Genomic DNA, 21,974 nt, shown 5'->3' with positions numbered 1-21,974 from the left:
TAATAATTTGCTGCAAACCAACGAAATGGTTCTATACAGACCTATAATCGTCAGGAGTAATTTTCCTGTCTGTATGGAATAATTTTTCAGGTGACGGATTTTTCAGCCATCACCTTGTCAAAATCCTCTTTCAGCAGGAACATGGATTTGCCGTGGTGCATTTTTCGGATGTTGTTATAGCGTGCATAGTTATAGACATCATCTCTGCGCAAACCATATTTTTCCATCGCCTCGGCTACGCTGTAATACTTTTCGCGTTGGTCGAAACCTCCGTTCTTGATAGTGTCGATATGGTCTTTGGAGTATTGAACCTTGCCGTAAACTACACGGGAGGGGATTTTGTGGCGATGCACAAACGAGCATCTGGCATCTTTGCTCATGTCGTATATTTCTTCCATCTGTTCTGCGCCAATCCATTCTTTGATATTGTCAGCTGCCTTATATTTGACGAAGAAACGGTTTACTGCCAACTGTTCGTAGTAGTTGAATCCTCCGTGACTGATTTTAGGAATGTCGTTTTCACGGCACAGCCTGCAAATAGTTTTCTTGGTCATCTGATATGTGACTGCAATCTGTTCTGACGAATAATATCCGTCGGGGATTGTAAAAGGTTCTTTCTGCTCCTGCTGGCCGGATTTGCTTTCGCGCTTCTTGGGTGTATATGTACCGTTCCGGTGTTCACGATATACCTTGTCAAATTCGGTGCGCAATACCATAGTCCGGCTTCCTTGTTTGAACCTCGTTATATCGTATTTGTTGACATAGTAGCTGATGTTTATCTTGGTAAGCCCGTATTTCTCGGTGATTTCCGAATAGGTATAATAGTCAGGATTCAACTTGTCCTGCTTTTCTTTGATAGCGTCTATATGGGCACGGGAATAATACACCTCGTGGTGGCGGTTGATTCGGGGAATATTGTGCCGCAGGGCAAAGGTGACAACGGCATTACGGCTCATACCGTATTTTCCCATGACCTGCTCCGGTGTGTAATAACAGTCCAGATTGATTTCTTCGGCAAGGTCGGCAAAATACTTGTCTATGAGGGTGCGGTTGTAGAACACACGGCTACCTTCTGCAACCTTTGGGATGTTGTATAGTCTGCAGCGACGGTACAGGGTTTTCTTCTGGATTTGGTATTTCTCCAAAATCTCATTCGTGGTGTAATAGAGGACGGTCTGCTTCCGTCCATAGCTGCGTTTCTTGTAGTCGGGCGCATTGTCGAACATCTTTTCAATGTCGGATTTGCGTATGATGGTACGCCCACGAAGTTGCAACGCCCGAATGATACCGGTAGCCATGTGTCGGTAGATGGTGGCACGACTGATACCTAAAAGGGTAGCGGCTTCGGCAGGGGAGAGGAACGGTTTGCCTCCCACAATGCCAACTTCCTGCATTGGCTGCTCGTTTTGCCTCGCTTCGTATTCCTGCAATTTCTGCTTGCGCTTCTTGTCTTTATACGCTTTTTCTGTACACGATTTGCTGCAAAACCGTGTTACCATCGTGTGTGCTATAAATGGTTTGCCGCACCACTGGCATTTTCTCTGTACCTCCATATATTAGTCGCCTTTAATTTCGTCGATTTCGTCTCAACGCGTCTCACAATTTCTCACAGCGTCTCACGCTGTGTCTTCTATAGCGGTTCCGCTCATTCTCATAGCGTCTCACATCGTGCCTAAGATGTCGCTATGATGAGTGCGAGGAGCCCGCTTATTTGTTCGGCGGTAGAATTATGGTACAAAAAGATGCTGAAAATTGGCAGTCTGTCAGAATTGACTGGAATAGACACAAAAATAAAAGTCGCTGGATTTCAGCGACTTTATTCTAAATGGTTATGGTTGCTTATGGCTGTTTACAAGCCATCATTTGCCGATGCAAAAATGTTCAAAAATATTCCCAAGTACCATGTCGTTCGTAACTTCCCCCGCAATATCGCTTAGATGGAAAATACATTCGCGGATATCTTGTGAAACAAAATCTCCGGATAGATTTTCTGCTAGCCCTTGTTGGACCCGGTGGATGGCTTCCAAGGCATGGGTCAAAGCCTCGTAGTGGCGTATATTCGTGACAATGACATCGTTTTGGGTAACCGTGGGCAGGTTAGCGGCAGAGATTAGCATTTGCTGAAGCTTGTCGAGGTTGGTACGCCCTTTGGCAGAGATGGAGATGCATTGCACATTAGTAGCGGCCAGGGTGAAACTGGGGGTGAGGATGGTTGAGGCATCCTGCACCAGATCGGCCTTGTTGAATACGAGAATGAGCCGTTTCCCTTCGCAACGGGGAAGTATCTGGGCAGTTAGTTGTGGTATCCGTGAGACGGCATTCGTGGCATCAACTACCCAGAGCACGATTTCCGCCTGCTCCAATTTCTGGAAGGTTCGCTCAATTCCTAGGCTCTCGATGGTGTCGCTCGTTTCGCGTATGCCTGCCGTATCAATAAACCGGAAAGTTATCCCGCCAAGATTGACTGTGTCTTCTATCACATCTCGGGTTGTCCCGTGTATGTCGCTTACAATGGCTCGTTCCTCGTTTAGTAGTGCATTCAGCAGGGTGGATTTACCAGCATTCGTTTCGCCGATGATGGCTACGGGCACACCGTTCTTGATGGCATTGCCTACACTGAAGGATTGTACTAAACGGGAAATTACCTGCTCTATGCCGTCTGCTAGGAGACATAGCTCGGAGCGGTCTGCAAATTCCAGTTCTTCGTGGTCGCTGAAGTCCAGCTCCAGTTCTATGAGTGATGTGAAGTGCAGCAATTGGTCGCGTAGTGAGGCCAGCTCTTTACTGAACCCACCGCGCATTTGGCTCATGGCGAGGCGGTGAGTGGCGGCAGAGGTGGAGGCGATGAGGTCGGCCACGGCTTCGGCCTGGCTTAGGTCCATTTTGCCGCCCAAGAAGGCCCGTTGCGTGTACTCACCGGGAGCGGCCAGGCGGCAACCATTACCGATGAGCAGTTGCAACACCTTCTGAAGAATATAGCTCGAACCGTGGCACATGATTTCCGTGCTATCCTCGCCCGTGTACGAGTGGGGGGCACGGAATAAGCTTACAAGTACTTCGTCTATGATGTTTTCTTCTTCATGGATATGACCGAAGGTAAGTGTGTATGGCTTGGCATCCTTCAGCTTCTTCCCCTTCCGGGCAGGGGTAAATATGCGGGATGTTATCTCTATGGCATCCGGTCCGGAGACACGGATGCATCCTATGGCTCCCCCTTGGGCGGTGGCTATGGCACAAATGGTATCTTGGTTCATTTTATCCGGCTTATTTTTATTCAGCAAAGATAATGGTTTCTTTACAAAAAAGAGAGATGGTGATTCAACTTATGGGCTTTTATCGTAACTTTGTGCAAATCGATAATGGATAGATGCTTATAAAGCCTAATCCGCCTCTGTGCCCATTGTGGGTATAGCAGGACATTGCTACACTATACAGACCAGCAACGGGCACGTCAGGCAGGATGTGATGAAGTCATTACTAAACCTTACTCCTAGGATTGGCTGAAGGAAAGGGAGGAGCATTTCTTGAAGGATACTTAGATACGGTCGAGTACTGTTTTGATAAGAGTATCTATCGTATTTTTGTATCCCGTGTTCGCTTCTTTTATCAGGCGGTTGGCAATGACCATGCATACCGTCATGGCCTTGTGTCCCATCAGACGGCTCAAGCCTGCCAAGGCAGAACTTTCCATCTCGAAGTTGGTGATATGGTAGCCGTTGTATTCAAATTTTTCAATCTTCTCGTTCTGATGCGGGTCGGCAAGCGGCACGCGTAACTCGCGTCCTTGAGGTCCGAAGAAGCCCCCGGCGGCAATCGTTACGCCACGTACCATGTCGTCTTGTGCGATGCGGTCTATCAGTTCAGCACTTGCATCAATGACGTAGGGGGCAGGGGCACACATGTTGCCGGACCATCCCATATGGTTGAGGAAGGCACGCTCCATGGGTAGGTCGCACACGGAGTTGCGTCCGGCATAGAAGTTGAGCAGACCGTCGAAACCGATGGATTTTTCAGAACATACAAATGTACCCACCGGAGTGTAGGGTTGCAAGCCGCCGCAGGTGCCGATACGTACCAGCTCAAGGCTACGTAGGCGGGGCTTTTCTTCGCGCGTCTCGAAGTCGATGTTTGCCAGGGCATCCAGTTCATTCATCACGATATCGATGTTGTCACATCCGATACCGGTGGAAACCACCGTAATACGTTTCCCTTGGTAAGTACCGGTGATAGTCTTGAACTCGCGGCTTTCCACTTCACATTCCTTGTTCTCGAAATGGGAGGCAACCAGTGCCACCCGTCCGGGGTCACCTACCAAGATGACTTTGTCTGCCAGCCATTCGGGCTTTACGTGAAGATGAAATACAGAACCGTCTTCATTGATGATCAGTTCGGAAGAGGCGAAATATTTTTTCATTTGATTGAGCTTTTAATCTTTTGTTTATAAATAGAAACGCCGGGAACCGATTCTTGTTCACCGGTTCCGGCGTTTCTGTCAGTTACTTTTCGAGTTATTTGCTCAACGGCTGGCTGGTATTGCCCGTCGTCGGTTTGGCAATGTTTTCGCGCATGGAAGTGTCGGCTTCTATATTCTTCATCCGGTAATAGTCCATGATACCCAGATTGCCGTTGCGGAATGCTTCGGCCATGGCCTTGGGTACTTCCGCTTCTGCCTCGATAACTTTGGCACGGGCTTCCTGGGCTTTTGCCTTCATTTCCTGCTCTGTGGCTACGGCCATGGCGCGGCGTTCCTCTGCCTTGGCTTGAGCAATGTTCTTGTCGGCATTGGCTTGGTCTATCTGCAGGGCGGCACCGATATTCTTACCTATGTCAATATCAGCAATGTCAATGGACAGAATTTCGAATGCTGTTCCGGCATCCAACCCCTTGCGCAATACCAGTTTGGAGATAGAATCCGGATTCTCCAATACAGACTTATGATTCTCTGACGAACCGATGGAAGACACAATACCCTCGCCTACACGGGCCAGAATCGTGTCTTCTCCGGCACCGCCCACCAATTGGCGGATATTGGCGCGCACCGTTACACGGGCCTTGGCAATCAGCTGGATACCGTCTTTGGCGACAGCTGTCACGGGAGGGGTGTCAATTACTTTGGGGTTAACGGACATCTGTACGGCTTCGAACACGTCACGGCCGGCAAGGTCGATGGCGGTTGCCATCTGGAACGGCAGCTCGATATTGGCTTTAGAGGCGGATACCAGTGCGTGTACCACCCGCTCTACGTGACCTCCGGCAAGGTAGTGCGCTTCCAGTTCGTCGCGCGTGATGTTTTGCAATCCTGCTTTATGAGCTTCAATCATGCCGGGCACAATGATATAAGGAGGGACATTACGGATGCGCATCAGGAAAAGTTGTACCAGCGAGATGTTTACTCCCGATACTTTGGCGGACAGCCACAAGAAGAACGGTACATAATGGAAGAAAAGTACCAGGAAAATAATGCCTCCTATAATGAGGAAGGCGGTTAAATACATTGTGCTTGGATCCATGAGATTAAATATTAATTGTTAGTTATAAATAATAGGTTGATTTCAGAAATTTCACTGCTTGAGCCGTTCCACTAAGAGGACTCCGTCGGCAATACGGTCTACGATAATCGGAGTCTTTTCGTTCAGGAAGCCGTCTGATGACTTTACTTCCACGATGTCTCCGTTGATTTCGGCATAGCCGATAAGAGCCAGGCGGGTAGTGGTTACGCCTATATCGCCTACCTTGACTTTTTCCTCGGCACTACGGTCTACTTTGGAGGTGATGTTTTTTTTCAATGCAATTTTGTCGAGTGTCTTGGAACGCATGAACCATACCAACGAGCCGATACAAGCCAGGGCAGATATGATAAGCGTAATGACACCTGCCGTGGTGCCCATATAGGCAAAGGCATAGTAATTGGCAAAGATGATGCAACCTCCTGCCAGAAAACCGGCAACGCTGATGCCCGGAATTACGAATAATTCCACTAAGAACAAGATTACTGCTCCTATAATCAATGAGGCGATAATGAGTATATCCATAGTTGTCTTTATTTGGTGGCTTGTTTTTCCAGGTTGCGCACTTGAATGGCAGTCTGCTCCATCTCAGTGGACAATTGCCGTACACGTTGCTCCAGGTCGAGGATGGCGGCGGACATCTTGTCCTTTTCCTGCTTGTCGGCTCGGGAGTATTCCGAACGCATATCTTCCAGTTTCTCCTGCAGTTGTTTGTGGCTCTGCTCCAGCTGATTGTATTTGCCATACGAGGCTTTGGCCTGCGGGGAACGGAAATCGTCCAGCTGGTAATAGGTGGAGTGGTCATCAATGACGAATTGGAAATCGTGCTTCTTGGTGGTCCGCGGCTTTGCGTTGGCAGCGGTCCGAAGCCTTTCTCGGGCGGCCTTTACCGCATCGGTGTCCGTCCATGTGTCCTTGATAGAGTGAAGTTGCGCCAATGATATCATCTTGTCCGGGTCCATCCCTTCGTAGTTGTACACTTGCTTGGATGAGTTGGGAATGAATACATAGATGCACACTTTGCCTTCGGGCTGGTAGCGGTCGGAGGCAAACCATCCCAAGTCGTTGAATTCGTCGATGACGTACATATAGTCGTTGTAGGGCGAATTGAACGGCATGCCCACATTTTCCGGCATCAGATAGGAGTCGGTATTCGTATTGTAACGGGTGACGAAAATATCATATCCTCCCATCGAGCCAGGGCCATCCGAAGCATAGTAGATAGTGATACCGTCCGTAAGTACATAGGGATAGTCTGCATTCATGGCCTCGTTGATGCTTCCGGGCAACAAGCTGCCATCACTCCATTTGTCCAGCAACTTGTTGCGCGAAAGGATACTGAGGGTGCTGTCCGGTTGCATTTCGCTATAATATAGCTTATTGCCCAGCTCCGTTTCGTATACCGTTCCGCCTTCCTTACCGGAATCATTGAAGTAGGTGTCGTACATGAACAGCTTGCCCGATTCGGGGCTGATTTTGTATGCATCCAGGAATTTTTCCTTGTCTACCACAAAGCTGTCGATGAAGCAGACCTCTTCCACGCCTTTCAGCATGCGCAAGTTGGATTTGCTTTTTTCCAATAATTGTTCGGCCTCTTCGGTGGAGCGTTTTCTCTTTCTCAGGTCGGAAATGTAGGTCTCATAAGTCTCGATGGCTTCTTCGAACCGATATAGATCATTGTATGCCCGGGCCAAATAGAGTTGCCCGCTGGGGACGCGTCTCTTGACGGCGCTTTCCAGGTGTTTCAAGGCTTCTGCGGGTTCGCCGGTTTCCAGGCAACATACACCGTACCATAGGTTGTAATTTCCATTGCCAGGTTGTGTCTTGACGAGTTTTTTGAAGGCGGGCTTGGCTTCTTCGTATTCTCCCTTCTCGTACAAGGCTTTGGCTTCTGCCAGGCTTTGTGCGGAAATTGTTATGCTCAAAAGGCCGAATAGAAAGAAAAGGATATATTTTTTATTCATATTGATACATGCTGATTTGTTCAGAAGGTCAAAAATACAAATTTATCGTGAATAAAGCTGGTTTCCGTAATTCTATTTTGTTAATTCTTCTTTAAATCGTTCTTTTGCCTTACTTTTGCAACCGGAAGAGCTATAATTCATAACTTATAACTCATAACTCGTATCAATGGCACAATTTACTGAAGAAGAAAAGATGTTGCGCCGCATAGACAAGCGGTTTAGCAAAGGTGTGGTGGAATATGGGCTGATAGAGGACGGCGATAAGATTCTCATCGGGCTTTCGGGAGGCAAGGACTCTTTGGCGCTGGTGGAATTGTTGGCACGGCGTGCCCGTGTCTATAAACCCCGTTTTTCCGTTGTCGCCGTACATGTAGTGATGAAGAATATACCTTATCAAAGCGATGTGGACTATCTGAGGGAGTACGTAGAGTCGTGGGGAGTGCCTTTTGTTCTCTTTGAAACGGAGTTTGATGCCACGACAGATACCCGCAAGTCTCCTTGTTTTCTTTGCTCTTGGAATAGGCGGAAGGCATTGTTTACCGTAGCCAAGGAGCAGGGATGCAATAAAATCGCGTTAGGCCATCACATGGATGATATTCTAGAGACCTTGCTGATGAATATCACCTATCAGGGAGCGTTCAGCTCCATGCCTCCTCGGCTGGTAATGAAGAAGTTTGATATGACGATTATCCGTCCGATGTGTCTGGTACATGAGGCGGATTTGATGGAGTTGGCGCAAGTGAGGGGGTATCGTAAGCAGGTGAAGAATTGTCCGTATGAGTCACAATCCAGCCGTAGTACAATGAAAGGCATTCTGAAACAGTTGGAGGAAATGAATCCTGAGGCACGCTATAGTCTATGGGGGAGTATGACGAATGTGCAGGAGGAATTGCTGCCTGCAATCATAAAACATTAACCATTAATTATTAAAAAATATATGAAAGCATTTTATACCATTTTGCTATTGATTGTATCTAATATTTTCATGACGTTTGCCTGGTATGGGCATCTGAAGCTACAAGAGACAAAAGTCATCTCCAACTGGCCGTTGTATGCCGTGGTGCTGTTTTCTTGGGTAATAGCTCTGGCTGAGTATTCTTGTCAGGTTCCGGCCAATCGGATAGGCTTTTTAGGCAATGGAGGCCCGTTCTCATTGATGCAACTCAAAGTGATTCAGGAAGTAATCACTTTGATAATCTTTACGGTGTTTACAACGGTTCTTTTCAAGGGGGAAACGCTGCATTGGAATCATTTTGCCGCTTTTGTATGTCTGGTACTGGCGGTATATTTTGTATTTTATAAATGATGGGTTAATCGCATTTGCACATTATTTCATATACTTCTCCATTCCTTTTGTTAAGAACGTTTGAAGCTTTCCTTCTTCATCCGTATAAATGAAACAGGCGTCGATATCCGGATGTGCATCCGCCACGCGTTCTGCTTCTTCCAGCCCCATCACCATGAATGCCGTGGCATAGGCGTCTGCACTCATGCAATCTTTGGCGATGACGGTGGCGGACAAGATGCTGTGCTGTACCGGATAGCCGGTACGCGGGTCGATGGTATGCGCATATTTCTTTCCGTCTTTATAGTAGTAGTTGCGATAATTGCCCGATGTAGCCATGCCTAAATCCGTAACTTGCAGCACTGCTTGCAGTTCCTGGTTCACTGCCAGTGAGTCGTCTATCGGCTTGTTCAAACCGATGCGCCAAGGTCCATTTTGAGGGTTTTGCCCGTGAACAACCACTTCTCCGCCTATATCGACCATAAAGTTGCGGATACCCTTTTTCTTCAGAAGTTGGGCTATGACATCTACTGCATATCCTTTTGCCACAGCGCTACACGAGAGCATTATACGTGGGTCTGTTTTCACCACTTTCCCTTCATCGGACAATTTTACTTTTTCGTATCCTGTCATCTCCAGCAGGCTGTCTATCATGGCAGAGTCGGGGAAATTACCCTTCTTGAACCCAAATCCCCAGGCATTGGCAAGAGGGGCAACGGTGATATCGAAGGCACCATCGGTCTCCCGGGAGATTTCCATGCTACGTCGGAAGACGTTGGTAAAGAATGTGTCGGGCACAATGTCCTCGTTGCGGTTGATGCGCGTAATGGTCGCCGTGTCATTGAAAGGGGACAAGGAACCGTCGAAACGTTTGAGTTCCGCTTCTATCTCTGCCTTCAGATTTTGGTCACATTGATAAGTCACTTTATATACCGTACCGAATATCAGTCCGTTATCCGTCTGATAAGGAGTGACTTGGTTGTGGCGGGCAAGTATCCAGATGGTTCCCAGTACCAGTAGGGCAATCCATAAAAAATTCCGTTGTACTTTCTTTTCCATATCCTATCTGAGTTTTTACTTTTTAATTAAAAGAAGAGATGCTCTACCAATATCTTGGTACCGATGATGACGAGGATAATCCCTCCCCAAAGTTCGGCGCGCAGTCTGCGGGCTATGCCACATCCGAAACGGATGCCGAACATCAGGCCGACCATCGACAAGGCGAATGATACAAAACCGATAATGCCGATGGGGGAAAGAATAGCCGAGAATTGCTTGATACCGAGGAATGCAAACGAAACACCTACCGCCAATGCATCGATGCTGGTTGCCACGGCCAGAGCGAGCACCACCTTCAGGCTGGTAGGGTCATACTCGTGCTTGCAATCTTCGTCCTTGAAGGATTCCATTATCATGCGTCCGCCCAGGAAGGCAAGGATACCGAATGCAATCCAATGGTCAATACTTTCTATCAGGTGGCTGAAAAAACTGGCGCCTATCCATCCCAGCAGAGGCATCAAAGCCTGGAAAAAGCCGAAGCTGATGGCCATCACCAGCATAGGGCGCAGCCGGGCGCGTTTCAATATAATTCCGCTGGCTATAGAAACGGCGAAACAATCCATCGCAAGTCCTACGGCCAGTAGCCAAATCTCTAACCCTGTCATAAGTCGCTTAAAGAGGTAGTTTATAAGTTATCGTATAGGTTACTCCCATCGTGTTGGAGCCATATTTCCCGAAACCGGGCACATACCACGGGTCACCGTATTCATCGGCCGAGGCAGACAATTTGAACTTGAAGCGTAGTGACCAGCCCATGTACAATGCCTTCCAGACGTGCGCCCGGATACCGACACAAAATTCCGCCCATTGCATGGAGCCTTTCATTCCTTTATGGTTATAGGGCAGGCTGCCTCCCCATATCTCGTCGTCCAGATTCGGATTGCCTACGATGCCACCATATATCGGGTCGTCCAGTCCCAAGGCGTCTACATCATACTTGAAGCTACTTACACCGTAACGCAAGCCTACGAGTAGCATGTGTCCGTGCTGCTTCTTGTATAGCGTGTTATAGTCCATTCCTATGCGGAAGTAGGGGGCGTTGCTTTTGTAGTGTATGCCTTTGTCACTCCAGGTGTCCGTGGAGCCATATCCCAGTTCGGCAATAGGGAAGAAGCGGTTCTTGAGGTTTACGTCCACGGCCACTTCGGAACTCAGGAAATCTCCTCCAAATACGGAGCTTCCGATTCCCCACAAGTCCAAGCCGACGGACATGCCGTTGTATAACGGATAGTGCACTTCTTCTTTCGCGTCCTTCTTCTCCTTCTTGGGAGGTGCTCCCTGGGGGGGAGCGGTAGGATTCCCGTTCTGCGCCCGTAGGGGGAGGAACATCAGCAGGCAGAGTGCCAGACTAATAGAATAACTTAAGATTTTCCTTTCCATAGATGCCTGCTTCATTGTCTTTGATGTATATCGAGTCCAGAGAGATGCGGGTGCACGTTACGTCTGTGATGGCCTGCTTCATCTGATAGCCGCAATCCATTGATAGGAAATAGGGGGTGTTGGTGTGGCGTATCACCATCGTGTCACTCTTGGTCCGGCTGTACTTGAATATCAGCTTGGTGGAATCCTCCGTATAGCGCAGTGGCAGGGAGATGTCGTGTACCTTCTTCTGGTTGTTGATGATGATGGAGTCGGTGCCGTATGCTGTCACGGTGAGCGAGTCGAGCGTGTCGTTCTCCACGTATTGGGTTTCGGGGTCTACTCTATAAAGAATGCAATTCACCATGGAGCGTGCTGTCATGGAACAGTCGGCCTCTTCCGAGCAGGAGATAGCTATGCTTACTATCGGACAAAGGATAGCTCCGAGTATGACAAGTCTGACTAATTTTTTCATCGTTAAATGGTTTTCTCTATTTGATATTTGTTTCGTTCCGGGGCATTACGTGAAATCAGCTCTCCGAGGAATCCTGCCACGAATAGTTGTGTGCCGATAATCATGGAGGTCAACGAGAGGTAGAAGTAGGGAGAGTCCGTTACAAGACGGTAGGGCATGCCATGGTGCATGTAGTACAACTTGCTGACACCTACTATGACCACGGCTATGAAGCCGAAGATGAACATCAATGAACCCAGCAATCCGAAAAAGTGCATGGGCTTGATGCCGAACCGGGAAAGGAACCAAAGGGAAAGCAAGTCCAGATACCCGTTTACAAATCGGTTCAGCCCGAACTTGGTCTTTCCGTATTTGCGTGCCTGGTGGTGCACCACTTTCTCGCCGATTTTCTTGAAGCCGGCGTTCTTGGCCAGGTAGGGGATGTAGCGGTGCATTTCGCCGTATACCTCTATATTCTTGACAACCTCTTTGCGATATGCCTTCAGTCCGCAATTAAAGTCGTGCAGGTTTTTGATGCCCGATACTTTGCGGGCGGTGGCATTGAACAATTTGGTGGGGAGGGTCTTCGACAACGGGTCGTAACGTTTCTGCTTCCAGCCCGATACGAGGTCGTAGCCCTCCTGGGTAATCATGCGGTAGAGTTCGGGTATTTCGTCGGGACTGTCCTGCAGGTCGGCGTCCATGGTTATCACGACGTCGCCTTGTGCTTGTTCGAAACCACAGAACAATGCCGGCGACTTCCCGTAGTTGCGGCGGAACTTAATGCCCCGTACCTTGTCCGGAGCTTGTGCCTGCAATTGCTCGATAACCTGCCACGAACGGTCGGTACTTCCGTCGTTAACGAAAATCACTTCGTATGAAAAGCCGTTGGCATTCATCACCCGCTCAATCCATGCGAACAATTCGGGGAGTGATTCTTCTTCATTATATAGTGGTACGACAACTGAAATATCCATTGATGTATGATTTTTCTATTTTACAATTGAAATAACATTTCTTTTTGCTGTTCCGTCACTCTGCCGGAGCGTCGTCTTTCTTGCGTCTCATCACGAACAAGGCGGTGGGGAAAGCCAGTATCGAACCCCAAAATACATTGGACGATATCATCTGTAGCGTAATGTCGATAGGGCTGAGCAGTCGGGCTGTCTCCAGAGCTTCCTGATAGGTGGCGATGTACGAATCCATTCCCGGCATGTTGCTTTGGGCAAGCGTGTCTACCATCGTTTCGCACGTGTTTATCACATATCCGTGGTCTATGAACCTGAAGTAGATGTAGTGTGCCACGGCGGCAAGCAGCGCAGCAAACATATACATGAAAACGGTGAATATCCATGCATGCAGGAAGCTGATGCCGCCTCCGCATACCTGATTACGATACATCCGTGCATAATAATATCCCATAAAAGGTACGCATAGCGTGAGTCCCATGAAAAGGAAAAGTAAAAAAGGAACCGACAGCCCCACAGGAAAGAGTATGAACTTCAATATCCAGAAACCTCCCATATAGGTACCGAACAGCATTGCGTATCGTTGCATGTAACCTCTATTTTCTGTCATCTTTCTTAGAAATAATGTGCAAAGGTACAAATATAGTTGGATTCAAGGGCAAGCCGATGTGTAGATTTTAAATAAATTAGAGGATTCTTTGCGGGGCAAAAAGAAAAAAGCAGGTAACACTTTCGTATCATCTGCTTTTCTTTCGAGCCTCTTGTCGGATTCGAACCAACGACCCCGAGATTACAAATCACGTGCTCTGGCCAACTGAGCTAAAGAGGCGGGTGGGTAAGCTTGCTATATCGCGCCGCTACAACCAACTACCTTTGCTGCGATCAAGCCCTGGAGGATTCGAAGGGAGCTGGCCGTATAGGACTTACCCGTTTTCGTTTTGCGGTTGCAAAGGTAGGCATTATTTTGAAATCTGCAATAGCTTGCGGCGATTTTTTTATTTGTTTTTTTAGATTCTCTATTCTATCCCTCTTCACGGCTCCTTATACAGATACTTTGGAGGGGAGGTACGGATTCTTTCCGGCATTACGATGGACAAATATTCCTTTTACTAAAAAGTATTCGTCCGATATGTGTAACCTTATCGTCCGACAGTTGTTGAATTATCGTCCGACAGCTGTCGGACGATAATTCAACAACTGTCGGACGAATACTTCTTAGTATACCGGAATCTAAAGTATAGTAATGCAAAAGATTGCCATTCGAGAAGAAAATAATAATCGGGGACGAAAAAACTGATAGGCTATTGTGCGCTACCTTGAAAATAAGCATTATTTTTGTGCAACTAACTATATAGTCATTATACGCATGAACAAACACATATTGTCATTCTACCTTTTTTTCTGCCTTTTTCTTTTTCTCCCTTTGGTCGAAGCAATTGCCGGCTGGAATAGCTTTATCGTCAATTTTGATAAAAGTGTTTATGGCAAGGGGACCCAGACTTGGCAGATAGCACCCTATGATGACAAGTGGGTATATTTCGCCAACAAGAACGGTATGGTGCAATTTGATGGCAATGTCTGGAATGTGTTTCCATTGAACAATGCTTCCGATGTGCGTTCCGTTCTGGCTTCTGCCACCCAAAAAAGAATTTATGTGGGGGGCATCAATGAGTTCGGCTATTATGAACCGGATGCGGACGGTTCTTTGGCCTATCATTGCATGTCCGATACTTTGGAGAGTTCCGTTCGTTTTCTTGGAAATGTGTGGGGCATCCATGAGACAGACAATATCTTGTATTTCCAAGGGGACGGGTGCGTGGTGAAGTTCCTGAACGGAAAATATACCGCCATTGAAATGAATGCCAAGATAGACTGTTCCAATATGGTCAATGGCATCCTTTACATCGGTACGGACAGAGGCGTATGGCTTTTGGTTGGAAACACTTTTTTCCCTCTTCAGGGGGCCGATGCGTTGGCTTCCAAGCGTATTCGTGGCATTATACCTTATAAGAAAGGTGTTCTGGTGGTGACTGCATACAACGGACTTTACTATTGTGACGGGCGTACGATGGAACCGTTTATCACCGGTGCCGAAGAGTTTATGCGTGAGAATGAAGTCTTTTGCGTGGCCAAAAAGGATGATAAGATTGCCTTGGGAACCATTCATAAAGGATTGGTACTGGTGGATTGCAGCACCATGCAACTGAAATATTTCAATGAGAACAACGGCTTGCGTAACAATACGGTGCTTTCTGTCTCCTTCGATACAACCGGAAACCTCTGGGCCGGTCTGGATAGCGGCATTGACTACGTCTGTCTGAGTTCTCCTTTTACGAATCTCTATTCCTATCCTTATTCCTACGGCACGGGATATACGGCTGCCGTAGAAGGCGGCTATCTTTATTTAGGTACCAATCGGGGTTTGTATTACACCTCTTATCCGGTACAGATGAACGGCGATTTGCCGGATATCCGTCCGATGCCCCAATCCAGCGGACAGGTCTGGAACCTTTGCCGTATAGGTGATGAACTCTTCTGTCTGCACGACCGTGGTATTTTCCTTATCAATGGCACTTCCGTAAAACGCGTGACGGATATTGCCGGCGCCTGGTGTTGCCAACTTGTGGCAGGACGTACGGACCTTATGTATGTCGGGGTATATAACGGTATTTATTTGGTTGGGAAAAAGAATGGAGAATGGCAGGTGGTTGGCAAGATTGAGGGTATGAACGATTCTTGCCGTCTTTTTGAGCAGGAAAGCGATAAGGTGATTTGGGTGTACAATACAGACCACGTTACCCGTGTGGATTTGGATAATGATTTGACAAAAGCTGTCCGTATAAAGGAATATAGCGCGAAGGATGGTTTTCCGGTAGGACGTGATATGTATATAGCGAAGATAGAAGACCGGGTGTATTTTGCCACTCCCCGGGGAATCTATAAGCATAATCCTCATAAAGATGTCATGGAGCCTTGTCCGGATATGAACAACCTTTTGAATGGCACCGCGGCCTATTCGCGTATCTTGGAGTATCACGATAAGTTGATTAGTTTGAGCCCTCACGAAATCTGTATTGCCAATCTGGGTACCTATAAGCGGGGGGCGAATACAAGCATTAATCCCATCCAGCAATCGCTGATTGAACTGGTACCCGGTTTTGAAACGATTATTCCTCTTTCAGATTCGCTGATGGTGGTTCCTAATGAAGGAGGTTTCGCTTTATTCAGCATCCCGGCCGTAAGAGAGCGTCAGGATCGTAGCCACTCTTTATATATAAGGAACATGTATCTGTCTTATCCCAAGGATTCATTGGTATATACCGCAAACTTTTTAGGAGAGAAGCCGGTTCCGGTGATAGCTTATTCCATGAATTCCGTTCGTTTTGACTATGCCCTTTCTTTTTTTTCGGTAGGGGATGATATCCGTTTTCAATATCGTTTGAATAAGGGAGGCTGGTCCGATTTTACAACGGTACGCACCAAGGAGTATAGTAATCTGTCGGAAGGTGAATATACGTTTGAAGTTAAAGCGGTCTTTCCTGACGGTACGACATCATCGGATACAATCGCCTTCCGTATACTTCCACCGTGGTATCGTAGTGCTGCTGCATACGTTTGTTATATCATCTTGGCTTTGCTTGCCTTATGGTATGTCTATCGCTGGGATGATGTCCGTGTGAAGCGGAAGAAACAGCAGGCGGTGGTCGAGAAGGACAAAGAGTTGCACGATATGGAAAGGGAGTACGAAGAGGAGAAAGCTCGTCAGGAAAAGCAGATTATGCAGCTGGAGAAAGAAAAATTGGAATACGATTTGCAACATAAGAGTCAGGAAATGGCCAATCTGATGATAAACTTTGTCCGTAAGAATGAAATGCTGACTGAAATCAAGTCAGAGATACTTAAAGTATCCGCCTTGCTGAAGGGTGAGGGGGCTCGGGAAGGAAAACAGCAACTCATACTTATTAATAATAAAATAGACGGTAATATACAGAGTGATGAGGTTTTGAAGCGTATTGAAGACCAGTTCGATTTGATACATAACAATTTTATGAAACGTCTTCATGCCAAGCATCCTGAACTTTCCCACAACGAACGCATGATGTGCGCTTATCTAAAGATGAATCTTTCCACGAAAGAAATAGCGCCTCTATTGAACATTTCGGTTCGTGGAGTTGAAACAATCCGTTATCGTCTTCGTAAGAAGTTCGCTTTAGAGAGAGAGGATAGTTTGACGGATTATTTAAGCAATAAACTGTAGTCTTTAGATATTAACTTCCTTTAAAAGAAGGAAGTGCATGGAAGGGAGGAATTTAATATTCCTCCCTTTTGTGTTCTATAACATGTTGTGACGTAATACTTAAAAGTATATATTAACTATTGATTATTAATAAGTTATTTGCTGATGACGTATTGATAACGTATTTGAATTTCAGATTTGACGTATTTAAGAATGATTGTTTCTTATTTGTTTTATTGCATTTTACTCTATGTTTGCACTGTTCGATTGAGAACAAAACCGAGAAACGTTAATCTTAATTTAGTAAAACTTATGAAAAAGTTATTATCAGTTTTATTTCTGTTAAGCTTTACCTTGGCTTCTGTATATGCCCAAAATATACAGGTAAAAGGTACAGTGGTAAGCGGTTCGGATAATGAACCGTTGCCTGGAGTAAATGTGGTAGTTAAAGGAACTACCAATGGTGGAATTACTGACCTGGATGGCAATTTCACATTGTCGGCTCCTGCCGATGCAACGCTTTCCTTTACTTATATAGGATTTAAGCCACAAGAAGTGGCTATAAATGGAAGAACTTCTCTTAAAGTAGCATTGATAGAGGATGCAGAGGCGTTGGACGAAGTGGTGGTTGTAGGTTACGGTGTTCAGAAAAAAAGTGTAGTGACAGCGGCTATCAGCAAAGTAAATGCGGATGAATTGAACTTGATGAAGCCTTCCCGTGTAGAAGATGCTTTGAAAGGTAAAGTTTCCGGCGTACAGATTACACAGTCTTCCGGTCAGCCTAATTCTGATTCTAAGGTTCGTATTCGTGGTATCGGTTCTGTAAATGGTTCCGACCCCTTGTACATTGTCGATGGTATGCCGGTGGGCGGTGGTATCAACTATTTGAACCCGACGGATATTGCTTCTATTGAAATCCTGAAAGATGCTGCTTCGGCTGCTATTTATGGTGCCCGTGCAGCCAACGGTGTGGTTTTGGTGACTACCAAGGCGGGCAGCAAGGGAAAAACGACTGTAAACTATGATTTCAGTTATGGTTGGCAGAATCCTTGGAAGAAGAAAGCTGTTTTGAATGCCAAGGAATATATGACAATCATGAATGAAATGCAGATTAATGATGGCAATGCTCCTCGTTATTCTGCAGAAGAAATTGCCAATAATACGATTGATACAGACTGGCAGGATGAAGTCTTTAATTATGATGCACCAGTTCAGCAACATCAGTTGAGCATTAATGGCGGTAATGATAAAATGACTTATTTCCTTTCTTTGGGCTATTTCAATCAGGAAGGTATCGTTGGTGGTAATTATGGACGTTCCAATTATGAACGTTTGTCTGTTCGTAGTAATTCTACTTATAAAGTGTTTGAAGTAGAGAATCGAAAGTTCTTGAATGCAGTCACGGTAGGAGTAAACTTGGGCTATACTCGTGATCATTCTACCGGTATTGAAACAAACTCTGAGTATGGTTCTATTCTTGGTAGTGCTATTGCGTTCTCACCGTTGGTTCCGGTGTATGCTTCTGAACAAGAAGGTGCCGCAATCCTGGCCGAGCATCCTAATGCTATCGTAAAGGATGGTAAAGTGCTTTCTTTGCCTCCTTCCGGTTTCCAGGAATTGACAAATCCGGTGGCACAGCTGAACAGACCGACATTGGGACGTAACAATTCCGATAAAATTGTAGGTACGTTCTATGCTGAATTGAATATCTTGCCTGGTTTGAAGTTCCGTTCCAGTTATGGTGTGGACTTGGCTTTCTGGGGATATGATGGCTATGGTTATGCTGATTATCTGGGTACAATGACACATACGGATGCCAGCTGGGTTCAAAGCGAGATGAATCGTGGTATGCGTTGGCAAACTGAAAATTATTTCTCTTATAACCAGACTTTTGCAGAAAGGCATAATCTTTCTGTAGTGTTGGGGCAATCGGCAGCTCGTTATCGTTCACGCAATATTGGCGGTAAGGACTTCGATTTGTTTGACTTGAATCCTATTCATGCCAATTTTGGCTCTGCTACAGCTGCCGAGACAGAATCTGTTTTGTGGGGTGGAATCGGTGATGCAACCCATACTTCCATTGCTTCCTATTTCGGTCGTCTCGACTATAACTTTGCAGAACGTTACATGGTGCAGTTCACGGTTCGCCGCGATGGCTCTTCACATTTTGGTGCCAATAATAAGTGGGGCGTATTCCCTTCGTTCTCTTTGGGTTGGAATGTCTGGAATGAACCTTATCTGGAAAAAATCAAACCGAGCTGGTTTGACGTATTAAAATTCCGTTTCTCATGGGGACAGAATGGTAACGAGTCTATCGGAGATTTCCGTTATCTTGCCTTGATGAATGGTGGTCAGAATTATTACTTTGGCGGCAGTTACAAGCCCAACCTGAATGATTATACAAAACCTGGTGAAAATGGTGGCTCCATGATTTACGGTACTTCTCCCGCAGCAGCCGCCAATCCTGATATTAAGTGGGAAACTTCCACTCAAACTGACCTTGGTGTGGATATGCGTTTCTTTAACCAACGTTTGAGTTTCACATTTGACTATTATTATAAGAAGACAACAGATATGCTGGCCGAAATGCCTGTGCCTACTTATATCGGACAAAGCAAACCTTGGGGTAATCTCGGTTCTATGGAAAACTGGGGACTTGAGTTTGAACTTGGCTGGAAAGATAGCATTGAAGATTTCTCTTATTGGTTCAACACCAACTGGTCTTATTCCCAAAACAAACTCTTGGACTTGGGCAACGCTTCCGGTGAACAGAATTATGAAAGCGCAGGTGCTTCCGGTGTAGGTGACTATGTACATGCCAAGAATGGCGAGGTCTGGCCTTATTTTTATGGACGTAAGACTAACGGCATCTTCCAGAATTGGGATGAAGTGAACAATTACGTAAATGAGAAGGGTGAACTTTTGCAACCCAATGCTCAACCGGGCGATGTTCGTTTTGTAGATGTTACTAGTGATGGTGTAATCAATGACCAAGACCGTACCAAAATTGGTAAGGGTATGCCCGACTGGACTTTCGGTTTCTCTCTTGGTGCCGAGTGGAAAGGCTTCGATTTGAGTTTGTCTTTCCAAGGTACATTGGGCAACGACGTGTTTGACTTTGCGCAACGCGGTGACATCCCGGCCATGAACCGTCCTTCTTGGATTTTGGATCGTTGGGTAGGTGAAGGTACTTCTAACCGTATTCCTCGTATGACTTCTGCCAACCCCAACGGTAACTGGACTTCTTCAGACCTTTACATTCACGATGGTTCTTACCTTCGCTTGAAGAATGCACAGCTTGGTTATACACTGCCGGCCACTCTTACTCGCAAGATTTCCATTCAACGTTTGCGTTTCTATGTAGGTGCAGAGAATCTGATAACCATTACTGGTTACGAAGGATTTGATCCGGAACTGGCGTCCGGTGGTTATACGACATTGGGTGTTGATAAGGGTATCTATCCGCAATCCCGTACCATTACTCTGGGTGCTAACATCACATTCTAAACTTTAAAATCAATCAGACAATGAATAAATTTAAATTTTATACAGTGGCAGCCGTTTTGGCATCAAGCATGGCTTTGTCCTCTTGCGGCGATAGTTTCTTGAATTCGGACCCTGCTTCAAAAGGTGCTGCTGGAGCAGCGGGCGACCCCATGAATATTAACTCCGGTTTGGCTGCAGCCTACCAGATTCTTTTACTTGATTCGTATGCAGGTGGTTCTTATGAGTCTTCTGTTTATATCGGTGACATCCAGAGTGATGACTTGTGGAAAGGTGGTGGTGATGCTCAAGATGGCATGGCTGGCATGAACTTGAATGTGGCAATGTTTTCCACGACAGGAAATAGTACGCTGAATGGGACTTGGAATATCTATACTTCCGGGATTACGCGCGTAAATAGTGCATTGGGGCTTTGTGCCACCGCTGTAACCGCCAATCCGGCAGAGCTGAAACTCATTGCACAGTATCGTGGTGAAGGGCATTTCTTGCGTGCTTATTTCCTTTATATGTTGTGGAGAAGTTTTGGATCAGTTCCATTTCAAGAAACATTGTATGAGCCTCCTTACGTTGGACCACAGTTGAGTCCGGATGAGATATATGCCCAGATTATCAAGGATGTCGATGCTTCTATAGCCAGCTTTAAGGATGCTAAGTCGAAGTATTCTACCAATGATGGTGTGAACAACGGACGCGCAAGCCTTGCTGCTGCTCTGATGCTGAAAGCACGTACAGTAATGTATCAGAAAGATAAGGCTAAATATACGGAAGCTGCTGAAGGGTTGGCTGAGATTATTGCCAGTGGAGAGTTTGTATTGACTCCTAAATTTGCTGATATTTGGGTGGATGAAGGTGAATTCAACAAGGAGTCCATTTTTGAGGCAAACCATATTGGTGAAGGAAAAACTTGGGGAAATTCATGGGCTACAGGTGGTACTAATCTTCCCGCATACGTTTCACCGAGTACCTTAAGCGATCCTACCAATACTTATGAAGACGGTTGGGGATTCGGCCCGGTACGTACGGAAGCTTATCAGATGTTTGCCGAAGGCGATACTCGTCGTGACGTTTCTATTCGCGATTATCGTGGCAACGGTACAGGTGGCAACATCGGCGACAAAGTGGAAATCGCATCCGGTGGTACTTATGTTATCCGTTTTCAGGATACGGGTTTCTGGTTAGGTAAATATGCAGCTCGCAAAGGCTACCACAAGCCAACGGGCGACATAGCCTTGAACTACTGCAACAACGTGCGTATTTTCCGTTATGCGGAAACTTTGCTGGCATACGCTGAACTGGTTGGTGTGGAAGGTGTTGCTGAACAGAAAGGTATTTCTGCGCAACAGTGCTTGGATATGGTTCGCGATCGTGCTTTTGGAGATGATAGCCATCGTGTTGCTCTCAGCAGACAGAGCATAATCGACGAAAACCATTATGAATTTGTGGGTGAAGGACATCGTTACTACGATGTGATTCGTTGGGGTATCACAGACGTGTTGACTGTAGCTAATGTGCCGGGGGTAAATGCACCGCGTACTTGGCAGGCTCACAATAAATATGTGGCTATTCCTCAGGGCGATATTGACGCAACTAAGGGTACTGAGTTTGAACTGAAACAAAATGATGGTTATTAATTAAGT

17 protein-coding genes and 1 tRNA gene are annotated in these 21,974 nt (G+C 46.4%); 5 read left to right on the top strand and 13 right to left on the bottom strand.

Features of this window, described 5'->3' with window-relative positions:
* Window positions 1-86 precede the first annotated feature (86 nt).
* The 6 genes from DW947_RS03455 to DW947_RS03425 all read right to left on the bottom strand — a co-directional run bounded on the left by DW947_RS03455 (window position 87) and on the right by DW947_RS03425 (window position 7,471).
* On the bottom strand, window positions 87-1,553 hold the full coding sequence (locus DW947_RS03455; RefSeq protein ID WP_032556418.1) for a helix-turn-helix domain-containing protein: 1,467 nt from the start codon (window positions 1,551-1,553) through the stop codon (window positions 87-89).
* 306 nt (window positions 1,554-1,859) lie between these two features.
* Window positions 1,860-3,254, bottom strand: coding sequence for a tRNA uridine-5-carboxymethylaminomethyl(34) synthesis GTPase MnmE (gene mnmE, locus DW947_RS03445; RefSeq protein WP_044468225.1), 1,395 nt, complete (start codon window positions 3,252-3,254; stop codon window positions 1,860-1,862).
* A 281-nt stretch (window positions 3,255-3,535) separates the two neighbouring features.
* A complete protein-coding gene (locus DW947_RS03440; protein ID WP_044468220.1) occupies window positions 3,536-4,414 on the bottom strand; it encodes a nucleoside phosphorylase in 879 nt (292 codons plus the stop codon).
* 94 nt (window positions 4,415-4,508) lie between these two features.
* Window positions 4,509-5,510: a flotillin-like protein FloA gene (floA, locus tag DW947_RS03435; protein ID WP_005826863.1), complete on the bottom strand. Its 1,002-nt coding sequence runs from the start codon at window positions 5,508-5,510 to the stop codon at window positions 4,509-4,511.
* Window positions 5,511-5,561: 51 nt separating this feature from the next.
* A complete protein-coding gene (locus tag DW947_RS03430) occupies window positions 5,562-6,032 on the bottom strand; it encodes an NfeD family protein (protein WP_005826862.1) in 471 nt (156 codons plus the stop codon).
* Between the two features lie 8 nt (window positions 6,033-6,040).
* On the bottom strand, window positions 6,041-7,471 hold the full coding sequence (locus DW947_RS03425; RefSeq protein ID WP_117962575.1) for a tetratricopeptide repeat protein: 1,431 nt from the start codon (window positions 7,469-7,471) through the stop codon (window positions 6,041-6,043).
* Window positions 7,472-7,637: 166 nt separating this feature from the next.
* Here DW947_RS03425 and DW947_RS03420 point away from each other — a divergent pair, with 166 nt between their 5' ends.
* The gene (locus DW947_RS03420) at window positions 7,638-8,387 is read left to right on the top strand and encodes an ATP-binding protein (RefSeq protein ID WP_016273338.1); all 750 of its coding nucleotides are present in this window, start codon (window positions 7,638-7,640) and stop codon (window positions 8,385-8,387) included.
* 21 nt (window positions 8,388-8,408) lie between these two features.
* Window positions 8,409-8,777, top strand: coding sequence for a DMT family protein (locus DW947_RS03415; protein WP_005826856.1), 369 nt, complete (start codon window positions 8,409-8,411; stop codon window positions 8,775-8,777).
* A 21-nt stretch (window positions 8,778-8,798) separates the two neighbouring features.
* Here the strand turns inward: DW947_RS03415 and DW947_RS03410 are convergent, their stop codons facing one another.
* From DW947_RS03410 to DW947_RS03380, 7 genes are all read right to left on the bottom strand, one after another.
* Window positions 8,799-9,815, bottom strand: a complete 1,017-nt coding sequence (locus tag DW947_RS03410; protein ID WP_035449423.1) for an FAD:protein FMN transferase — start codon at window positions 9,813-9,815, stop codon at window positions 8,799-8,801.
* A 26-nt stretch (window positions 9,816-9,841) separates the two neighbouring features.
* Window positions 9,842-10,420, bottom strand: a complete 579-nt coding sequence (locus DW947_RS03405) for a manganese efflux pump MntP family protein (RefSeq protein ID WP_005826852.1) — start codon at window positions 10,418-10,420, stop codon at window positions 9,842-9,844.
* 7 nt (window positions 10,421-10,427) lie between these two features.
* Window positions 10,428-11,195 (bottom strand): DUF6048 family protein, encoded by a 768-nt coding sequence (locus DW947_RS03400; protein ID WP_117887531.1) that lies wholly within the window; start codon window positions 11,193-11,195, stop codon window positions 10,428-10,430.
* Entirely contained in the window at window positions 11,164-11,649 is a 486-nt protein-coding gene (locus DW947_RS03395; RefSeq protein ID WP_057088046.1) for a DUF6452 family protein, read from the bottom strand. Before DW947_RS03395 ends, DW947_RS03400 begins: the two co-directional genes overlap by 32 nt.
* A 2-nt stretch (window positions 11,650-11,651) precedes the next feature.
* On the bottom strand, window positions 11,652-12,605 hold the full coding sequence (locus tag DW947_RS03390) for a glycosyltransferase family 2 protein (protein ID WP_016273343.1): 954 nt from the start codon (window positions 12,603-12,605) through the stop codon (window positions 11,652-11,654).
* 55 nt (window positions 12,606-12,660) lie between these two features.
* Window positions 12,661-13,206: a DUF4199 domain-containing protein gene (locus tag DW947_RS03385; RefSeq protein WP_117962577.1), complete on the bottom strand. Its 546-nt coding sequence runs from the start codon at window positions 13,204-13,206 to the stop codon at window positions 12,661-12,663.
* 145 nt (window positions 13,207-13,351) lie between these two features.
* A tRNA-Thr gene (locus tag DW947_RS03380) sits at window positions 13,352-13,425 on the bottom strand.
* A gap of 537 nt (window positions 13,426-13,962) precedes the next feature.
* Here DW947_RS03380 and DW947_RS03370 point away from each other — a divergent pair.
* The 3 genes from DW947_RS03370 to DW947_RS03360 all read left to right on the top strand — a co-directional run bounded on the left by DW947_RS03370 (window position 13,963) and on the right by DW947_RS03360 (window position 21,968).
* The gene (locus DW947_RS03370) at window positions 13,963-16,854 is read left to right on the top strand and encodes a triple tyrosine motif-containing protein (RefSeq protein ID WP_117962632.1); all 2,892 of its coding nucleotides are present in this window, start codon (window positions 13,963-13,965) and stop codon (window positions 16,852-16,854) included.
* Window positions 16,855-17,145: 291 nt separating this feature from the next.
* On the top strand, window positions 17,146-20,340 hold the full coding sequence (locus DW947_RS03365) for a SusC/RagA family TonB-linked outer membrane protein (protein WP_117962579.1): 3,195 nt from the start codon (window positions 17,146-17,148) through the stop codon (window positions 20,338-20,340).
* Between the two features lie 20 nt (window positions 20,341-20,360).
* Window positions 20,361-21,968, top strand: a complete 1,608-nt coding sequence (locus tag DW947_RS03360; RefSeq protein ID WP_016273346.1) for a RagB/SusD family nutrient uptake outer membrane protein — start codon at window positions 20,361-20,363, stop codon at window positions 21,966-21,968.
* The last annotated feature ends 6 nt before the right edge of the window (window positions 21,969-21,974 follow it).

The sequence above is a fragment of the Bacteroides sp. AM44-19 genome (assembly GCF_003603395.1).
Taxonomy (GTDB): Bacteria; Bacteroidota; Bacteroidia; order Bacteroidales; family Bacteroidaceae; genus Bacteroides; species Bacteroides uniformis.
This window is presented reverse-complemented; position numbering and strand designations above follow the sequence as displayed.